General features: G+C 52.9%; 14 protein-coding genes. 11 read left to right on the top strand and 3 right to left on the bottom strand.

What is annotated here, in order from left to right; all coding sequences use genetic code 11:
- The first annotated feature begins 97 nt into the window (after positions 1-97).
- Genes M7R55_RS11550 through M7R55_RS11525 form a run of 6 tightly spaced genes read left to right on the top strand, consistent with a single transcriptional unit; the run spans position 98 to position 2,022 of the window.
- The gene (locus M7R55_RS11550) at positions 98-352 is read left to right on the top strand and encodes a hypothetical protein (protein ID WP_298220713.1); all 255 of its coding nucleotides are present in this window, start codon (positions 98-100) and stop codon (positions 350-352) included.
- The gene (locus M7R55_RS11545; RefSeq protein ID WP_298220711.1) at positions 349-855 is read left to right on the top strand and encodes a hypothetical protein; all 507 of its coding nucleotides are present in this window, start codon (positions 349-351) and stop codon (positions 853-855) included. Before M7R55_RS11550 ends, M7R55_RS11545 begins: the two co-directional genes overlap by 4 nt.
- A gap of 8 nt (positions 856-863) precedes the next feature.
- Positions 864-1,160 (top strand): hypothetical protein, encoded by a 297-nt coding sequence (locus M7R55_RS11540; protein WP_298220710.1) that lies wholly within the window; start codon positions 864-866, stop codon positions 1,158-1,160.
- Entirely contained in the window at positions 1,157-1,426 is a 270-nt protein-coding gene (locus M7R55_RS11535) for a hypothetical protein (protein WP_298220708.1), read from the top strand. The genes M7R55_RS11540 and M7R55_RS11535 overlap by 4 nt, the downstream gene beginning before the upstream one ends.
- The gene (locus M7R55_RS11530) at positions 1,419-1,646 is read left to right on the top strand and encodes a hypothetical protein (protein ID WP_298220706.1); all 228 of its coding nucleotides are present in this window, start codon (positions 1,419-1,421) and stop codon (positions 1,644-1,646) included. Before M7R55_RS11535 ends, M7R55_RS11530 begins: the two co-directional genes overlap by 8 nt.
- Positions 1,621-2,022: a hypothetical protein gene (locus M7R55_RS11525; RefSeq protein WP_298220705.1), complete on the top strand. Its 402-nt coding sequence runs from the start codon at positions 1,621-1,623 to the stop codon at positions 2,020-2,022. The genes M7R55_RS11530 and M7R55_RS11525 overlap by 26 nt, the downstream gene beginning before the upstream one ends.
- 74 nt (positions 2,023-2,096) lie before the next feature.
- On the opposite strand, the gene M7R55_RS11520 is transcribed toward M7R55_RS11525, so the two are convergent.
- The 3 genes from M7R55_RS11520 to M7R55_RS11510 are packed head-to-tail and all read right to left on the bottom strand — an operon-like array spanning position 2,097 to position 2,782.
- Positions 2,097-2,264, bottom strand: coding sequence for a hypothetical protein (locus M7R55_RS11520; RefSeq protein WP_298220704.1), 168 nt, complete (start codon positions 2,262-2,264; stop codon positions 2,097-2,099).
- On the bottom strand, positions 2,257-2,466 hold the full coding sequence (locus M7R55_RS11515) for a hypothetical protein (protein ID WP_298220702.1): 210 nt from the start codon (positions 2,464-2,466) through the stop codon (positions 2,257-2,259). The genes M7R55_RS11520 and M7R55_RS11515 overlap by 8 nt, the downstream gene beginning before the upstream one ends.
- A gap of 31 nt (positions 2,467-2,497) precedes the next feature.
- A complete protein-coding gene (locus tag M7R55_RS11510) occupies positions 2,498-2,782 on the bottom strand; it encodes a hypothetical protein (protein WP_298220701.1) in 285 nt (94 codons plus the stop codon).
- A 223-nt stretch (positions 2,783-3,005) separates the two neighbouring features.
- Between M7R55_RS11510 and M7R55_RS11505 the strand changes: the two genes are divergently transcribed.
- The 5 genes from M7R55_RS11505 to M7R55_RS11485 all read left to right on the top strand — a co-directional run.
- Positions 3,006-3,497, top strand: coding sequence for an HGGxSTG domain-containing protein (locus tag M7R55_RS11505; protein WP_298220699.1), 492 nt, complete (start codon positions 3,006-3,008; stop codon positions 3,495-3,497).
- On the top strand, positions 3,487-4,755 hold the full coding sequence (locus tag M7R55_RS11500; RefSeq protein WP_298220697.1) for a phage terminase large subunit: 1,269 nt from the start codon (positions 3,487-3,489) through the stop codon (positions 4,753-4,755). The genes M7R55_RS11505 and M7R55_RS11500 overlap by 11 nt, the downstream gene beginning before the upstream one ends.
- Positions 4,756-4,758: 3 nt before the next feature.
- A complete protein-coding gene (locus M7R55_RS11495) occupies positions 4,759-6,219 on the top strand; it encodes a phage portal protein (protein ID WP_298220695.1) in 1,461 nt (486 codons plus the stop codon).
- Positions 6,220-6,267: 48 nt separating this feature from the next.
- Complete coding sequence (locus M7R55_RS11490; RefSeq protein WP_298220693.1) at positions 6,268-6,837, top strand: phage scaffolding protein; 570 nt, start codon at positions 6,268-6,270, stop codon at positions 6,835-6,837.
- 76 nt (positions 6,838-6,913) lie between these two features.
- Positions 6,914-8,034: hypothetical protein (locus M7R55_RS11485; RefSeq protein ID WP_298220691.1), on the top strand; the 1,121-nt coding region annotated here is incomplete at its 3' end.

Raw genomic sequence — 8,034 nt, 5'->3', positions numbered from 1 at the left:
ACGCAATGCAATTTCACGCCCCAGACAGCATGAGTGAAGCGGTTGGTGGCGAGTTTGGTTTTTATCGGCTTGTTTGCCTTGATCGGGTCGAGAACAAATGACTGCTCGCGGCCCAATCAAATTAACTACGCCTTCCGTAATCACAAACCAGCAGGCCATTGACCGACTTGAGCGGATGCTGGAAATGGCAAAAAGCGGCGAGTTGATCGAATTAACCGCCGTTTATACGCTGGCGAATGGCGATCACGGAAACCACTACACCGGGTCGGGTGATCTTCTTTTACAACTCGGAATGGCCGAAAACCTGAAGCACATCATCCAGCGGCGGATTGATGGGGATGATTTTGTATGAACGGCCTCCACACAATCACAAACCCACGGGAGCGCGATGCTTTCGCGCAAGAAGTGCGCAACGCGGATGTATCGGTTCCGCTGTATATCACCGTGAGTCGACAAAAGCCCAAGCCCAAGACCATCACGCGCTCAAATGCACAAAACGCGCTGATGTGGATGTGGCTCGAAACCATGGGCAGTTATACCGGCGACGGCAAGGACGGAATGCATTCGCTGATGAAGAAAAGCCGATTGCTGCCACTGATGTGCTGCTATCCGGAGGACTATCCCCACGCACCCAGACTGTTCGAATTGTCCGAGCTTTATCCAAACGACTGGGCTGCATTCGAAAAGGCAGTCAGCACCGCCGATCTGTCGGTTGACCACTTCACGCAATACCTCAACGAACTCGAGCAGGTCGCCAGGAATATCGGGGTGCGCTTGCCATGCCCAGATGACATATACGCCAAGGCAATGGGCCGCTTTCGGACGCGTGGCGAAGCGATGAGGGCGGCGCAATGAGGGACTTGATGCAACGCCAACCAACCTACCGCAACCCCAAATGGCTGGCCGCCGTTCGCTCCATAGAATGCTGTGTTCTCTGCGGTGCATATGGCACCCAGGCGGCGCACTCAAACCAACACGGCAAAGGCATCGGCATGAAGGCTCACGACTGCGCAACCGCCGCGCTATGCCAAGAGCATCACCACGAAATCGACAACGGCAAAAACCTATCACGAGAGGAACGCAGGGCAATGATGGATCGAGCAATCGTTTTAACACTGATCGAGTTGGTTAATTTGGGGAAAGTGGGGGTTTTGGCATGACCGACAGCATCTTCATCGAAGGCATGGAACTGGTGCGAATCAAGCGCCTGACGAGCAACGGCGAATCGAACTCGCAAGAGGATCGTCAATTCCGCAGGGCAGAGCGTGATCTGAAAGCTCAAGGCGTGCATCGGGTGTATTACGACGAGAACGACCTGATGACGTGCGAGCAGGGGCCGGTGTATGCGCTGCATGGTCGTCGGTACATCACACAGGAGCAGATCGATGCTCACTATCCTGAAGCGCGGAATCGGAAACATGCGTAAAACCCCACGGATGGCGGGATTGGAAATTAAGAAAAAACGCCAGTCGATCAAACCGGATGGCATTCACTCAATGACACAAGCGGATTTGGCTGATGAGTTATTCACCAGTGAGCGCCATATCCGAAACCTTGAGCGCGGCGAGTGCTCGCTTAACCTGTACCTGATGGCAATCGATTTTCTATGGAGTGGCAAGTATGTCTGCAATGACAAAGAAGATTGACGCGGAGATAGAGGCCTGGGCGAAGTGGGCGCGCACCCAATATCCGTTCGGGTATGGAAATTCACCGTGCGACAAATGGGACAAGCCGAGCTTTGGGACGGCGTTTATCGACCAATCATCGGAAACGATATTTGTCCCCTTTGAGCATCGGCACATGGATCGCGTGATTAACCACGTCATATCCAAAAAACACGCAGCGGTTATCAAGGCGCTGTATATCCGATGGTTCGATAAAGACACGCCACCGGCAATCAAGCGGATGATTATGGCGCGGGATGCTGGATGCTCAGTTGGCGCTCTGGCGAAGGTAAAAGAGAAAACGATCAGGGCTGTTGCAATCGCCCTTTGTGCAGATGAAAAAGAAAATAACCAATAGGAACTTAGCCTTCCTTGGAATCCCCATTTTAAGGGGTATGATTCTGCTATCGTCGGTTCGAATTGACTGACGGATCACCTCGCGTGATTTTCTATTATTTCCGACGCAGCTTTTTTGATCTTCTCGTGCAAATCGACAGGCGCGAGAATGACAAGCTGCTTGATTCCTTGAGCAGCCAGTCTTTCTTTGTGCCGAGCCTGTCGCGCTACGTTCTGAGCGCGGCGTTTTTCAAGATTATCCATTTGCAGACAGGCTCATGAATCCGGCGTTCTTGATAAGGCTCCGGCCTTTTTCTGGAAAGTTTGGGATAAAAATCTCCGATTCCTTAAACGTCTTTCCGGTATCAATACAAGCACGCTTGATGGCCGCGTAGTTGGTTTTATCTTCGCCGACACGCAGGTCGATTGTAATTTCAGTGCCGTTGATTTTTGCTGTGATTTTCATGATTTTTCCTTTGTTGCCCCACCGAGCCGGGTTAGTGATTTCTGCGGTATAAAGCGTATTCTTGGGCTGCGATGACTTCTTTGATTTCATCCAGCGAAACGATACGACCAGCGTTTGAGTATTGGATGCGCTTAAAGGTCCCCTGCCCGACCAACTGACTCAGCTCATAACTGAAGCCAGCCGCGCGGCGAAGTGACATTGTTTTTCCGGGCGCGGACTCCCAATCAGATGGATTGCCGTCATAACCCATATCACCAGGGTTAGTTGTCCAGCGCACTGTGATTTTTGAACGCATGGTCAGTTGCTTTGTACTCATGATATCTCTCCGGTTCGTTGCTGGTCAGCACGTTTGCTTTCCATGTGTTAAGAATAGCAAAGCGTTATTAGTAACGCAAGTACTTTGTTTAATATTTGCGTTGTATTTTTGCATCAGCGCGAAATTGGATTGGCACGTTATTTGACGTGAATTTATTAACTAGCCCTGCGATTGCGGGGCTTTTGCGTTTTTGCAAAACAAACCCCATGCAATGGAGGCCCAGATGGCCAAAATTTGTGGGGCCAAGACTCGAAGTGGTGGCAAGTGCAAATCGCGGCCAATGGCGAACGGCAGATGCCGGATGCACGGCGGCAAGAGCACTGGCCCAGATAAGCCAAACACCGCGAACAATGCCGCAACCCACGGCATTTACCAAAAGCATCTGACCCAAGAAGAGCGCGGACAATACTCCGGCTTAACGCTTGGTGAGGTTGACCATGAATTGCGCCTGATGCGCATTCGGTTGGCTCGGGCGCTTGAGGCTGAGTTCAAAGCCAATGGTGAGCCCGAGCTTGACGAGATGGTCGAGAACGAAGGCGCGGGCGAATATGTGGCCAGATCTTCTCGCAAATCAAAGGTTCGCGATTACAACGCGATCATCGACCGCATAACAGCACGCATCGAAAGCCTTGAGAAGACGCGCAAGCTGCTTGATTCAGGTGACGGCGGCAATGGTGACGTTGAAGGCTTCGAGACGCTTCCCTATGAAGCATAGGCTCGTATCTCGCGTCAGTGTTCCGCAGCATGATTTTGTAAATGCGCGCGAGCAGTTCCCGGCTTTCGTCGGCGGATTCGGCTCTGGCAAGACAGATGCAGGCATTCGCAGAGCATTACGTCTCAAGTTTGCCTATCCCAAGCAGGATGTGGCGTACTACCTGCCGACGTATGATCTGGTGCGGATGATCGGTTATCCGAGATTCACCGGACTACTGACTCTGGCGAAGATCAAGCATGTTCTGAACAAATCAGAGCACGTCATCTCGATTGCTGGAAAAGGCCAGATCATATTCCGCACGATGGACAATCCAGAGCGGATTGTGGGCTACGAAGTCGCCGATTCGATTGTCGATGAACTTGACACGCTCAAACGCGATGATGCCGAGCATGTCTGGCGTCAAATCCTTGCGCGTAACCGGCAAAAAAAACCGGATAAGACGATAAACACCGTGGGCGTAGCAACGACGCCCGAGGGCTTCAAGTACGTCTACGACAGATGGCACAAAGAACCAGCGGAAGGCTATCGGCTGATTCGCGCATCGACGTACAGCAACGAAAGAAACCTGCCAGCCGGGTACATCGACTCGCTCAAGCGGTCATATCCGGCAAACCTGATTAATGCCTACATCAACGGGCAATTCGTCAACCTGAATTCAGGCGCGGTTTATCCCGACTTTGATCGGGCAAAGCACAACACGTTCGAATCAGAGCTGCCGGGCGAAGACCTGCACATCGGGCAGGACTTCAACGTGTACAACTGCACGTCTGCTGTTTGCGTGATTCGCCAGGGTAAGCCAATTGTGGTTGGCGAATTGACGAAGATCAGGGATACACCCGAAGTCGTCAAGACGATCAAGGAGAAATACCCCGGCCATCGGATATTCATCTACCCAGATGCGTCCGGCAACAGCAACAAGACCGTGAATGCCAGTGAGTCGGATATATCGATTCTCAAGAGCGCCGGTTTTGAAGTTCGTGTTAATCCAGCAAATCCGCTCGTTAAAGAGCGTGTGATGGCTGTGAATCGCCTGATTCAAGACGGCGAAGGCCATTGCACGCTGACAGTGAACACGCTCCGTGCGCCTACCGTCACGGAATGCCTTGAGCAGCAGATTTATGACGACAACGGCCAGCCTGACAAGAAGGACGGCAAAGATCACGCGAATGATGCCCTCGGGTACGTCCTCGCGTGGCATTGGCCGATTGTTAAGCCCGAATCAATGCAATCAGTTCATATACCGCACATGAGGCGCTAAGACGTGTACAAGACGCTTCAATCTACATTCACCAATGACAAGGACTTTCCGGCGCGCACGTTCCGCCTGTCCATGCTCACGCGGGTGATTGAGGGCGCGCTGTACGACAACCTCGAATATCCGTTCGATACAGAAGAAAACGAGGCGGGAGAGTATGTGCCGATTCGCAAGCGTCGCCCGTCTGTTCGTTATGGATTGTGCCGCCTGGTTGTCGATGATTCCGTGTCTTTACTGTTCAGTGAGGGGCATTTCCCTGGCATAGAAGCAACTGACAACACCACGCGCGATGAGCTGAGTCGGATTGTCCGAGATATTGGCCTCAACGAGGTGATGATCGATGCGGCTACAAAAGGCAGTGTAGGCAGTGTGGCGATATGGCTGCGCATCCTCGAAGGGCGCATCTTCGTATCACCGATCAAAACGATCTATCTGACGCCAACGTGGAAAGCCACCGCTCCAGATACGCTCGAAAAGGTGACGGAAAAATACAAGGTCAAGGGATCGGACTTGGCAGACGCCGGTTATCCGATGATCGAATCGGAGATGAACGAGTTTTTCTGGTTTCAGCGTGACTTCACGGAAACGCAGGAGATTCGGTACGTCCCAATCAAGGTCAAGGGCGAGAAAACCACTCCCCAGCCAGATCCTGAATTTACCACTGACCATGACCTTGGGTTTGTGCCTATCGTCTGGGTAAAGAATCTCCCGGGCGGCGATGATGTGGACGGCGCGCCAACATTCCCGCCTGAAGTAATCGACACCGGTATCGAGATTGATTACCAGCTCTCGCAAGCTGGCCGTGGCCTGAAGTATTCAAGTGACCCGACGCTACTGATCAAAGAGCCAGCGCGCACTCAAACAGGTGAACTCATCCGAGGCGCAAGCAACGCGATAACAGTCGGGCCAAATGGCGACGCCAAGATGCTCGAAATCGATGGCAGCGCGGTCGAGGCGGTTATTTCCTACGTTCGCGTGCTGCGTGAATTGGCTCTGGAAACAGCGCACGGAAATCGCACGAATGCCGACAAGATCAGCGCAGCGCAGTCAGGTCGTGCAATGGAATTGATGAATCAGGCGCTAATTTGGCTGGCTGACCGACTGCGGATCAGTTACGGCGAGGGCGCGATCAAAGATTTGCTTTCGATGATCATCAAGGCATCTGCAAAAATGCAGCTCAAGCATCGAGACGGGTCAAAGGTCGAAGAATTAAAGGGCGATGGACTGGCTCTACGCTGGCCAGCATGGTACCCACCGACGGCTACCGACAAGCAGACGAACGCGAACACAATCAAGACGCTCAAGGATGCAAGCCTTCTTTCTCAGAAAACGGGCGTCAAGATCATTGCGGCTGACCACGACATTGAAGACCCTGCCGATGAACTGAATCTCATTGAGAAGGATGAGGCAAAGAATCCACCGGTTCCGCCTGCAAACACACAAGAAAAGATTACCGAAAGCATTTAACCAAACCACCCGCTGATGCGGGTTTTTTTACGTCAAGAGGAAGGCCTGATGCCAAAACTCAGAAAGATACGATTCTCAAGTTTTATTCATGCAAACGGCGAAGGAGATGGCGGCGGCGGGAATACATCACCAGCACCGGCCTCGCAGCAGCCAGGCGCAGAAACATTTTCTCGTGAGTATGTGCAGGAACTCCGCGCGGAAAACAAGGGATGGCGCTTGAAGGTACAGGAAATGGAAACCGCGTCAAAAGCCGCCAAGGAAGAGGCTGATCGCGTGCGCACCGAGGCAGAGGCAAAGACCGCCGAAGCTTATTCACGCGCCAATGAGCGAGTTATCCGCGCTGAACTGAAGGCATCAGCCATCAAGGCCGGAATGATTGATCTGGACGGCCTGAAATTGGCCGACCTGTCGAATGTGAAGCTGTCAGATGACGGCGAAGTGGTTGGTGCTGATGAAATGCTGACCGCTCTGAAGGAAAGCAAGCCCTATCTGTTTAAGGCCGCTACTTCAACCACTACCACCCCAACTCCAAAACCATCCGAGCAGCAGCCTAAAAAGGCCACTGAAATGGATGACAAAGAGTGGGCCGCGAAGAAAAAAGAAATCGGACTGCGTTAAACCGCGTCCACAACCTGATCGGGGCCAGACGCCCAGCAGGAATTGACCACAATTCTTACTGTACGAGGACTCCGTTATGGGTATTCAAAATTTTCCGGCAGCTTTGGTGCCAATCATTCAGCAAGGCTTTTTGGAGCGCGCGTTCCAAGACGGCCTCCGTTCACGCCTTGGCTTCCGAGCTATTGCCGACCGCGAAGAGTTTTCAATCGGTATCGGTGAATCACTGACCAAAACCCGCACTGGATTGAAAGCGCCGGTCACCACTCCGTCAAATCCGTCGAACAACACCAACCTCGACAATGGCATGACGCCTACTGGCTGGACCGTTGAACAGTATGTGATGTCGCTGAATCAATACAACGACACCCAAGACCTGAACATGGTCACCAGCAAGGTCGGTATTGCCAGCCAGTTCATGAAGAACGCCCAGGTGAATGGTATTCAAGCCATGCAGTCACTTGATCGGATTGCCCGCAATACGCTCTACGGCTCCTACCTCGGCGGCAACACTCGCGTGACTGCTACTTTGGGTGTTGCCGCCGCAACCATCGCCGTTGATGACATTCGCGGTTTCCGCCATGTGTTCTCAAATGGCGTACTGGTTCCGGTATCAGCAACCTACACCATGACCGTTGTTGTTGGGGCTAACACCTACACGCTGACTGGCGCAACTGCAGACGGCACCAATGTATCAACTGCGCCCGATGGCATCAGCGGCACCTTGACCTTCAGCACGAACGTCACTGTTGCTGACGGCACCGCTGGGAATGCCGTTGTTTCCTCCGTTGCTCCTGTTGTTCATCGTCCGGCTGATCGCGCAACTACTGCCGCTCTGGTTTCTGGCGATACGCTGACCATGCAAACCATCCTGTCTGGTGTAGCGGATCTGCGCAGCAACAACGTTCCCGACATTGACGGCAACTACAACCTGTATCTGGATGACAAGCAACTGCTCGGCCTGTTCAAGGATTCGGACTTCAAGCTGCTGTTCCGTGGTGCCTATGGCTCCGCAGAGTACAAGAGCGGCATGGTGTTCGAGTTGCTTGGTGCGCGATTCATCCCAACCACTGAAGCGCCACAACAGGCTTCGCTCGGCGCTGGCGCAATCCATCGCGGCATTCTGTGCGGCTCTGGTGCGCTGGTTGAGGGCGACTATGCAGCCACCGGTTACAGCGATGTTGCCAGCGATGACGATGC

It is taken from the genome of Halothiobacillus sp., assembly GCF_027346185.1.
In the GTDB taxonomy this organism is placed as follows: Bacteria; Pseudomonadota; Gammaproteobacteria; order Halothiobacillales; family Halothiobacillaceae; genus Halothiobacillus.
This window is presented reverse-complemented; position numbering and strand designations above follow the sequence as displayed.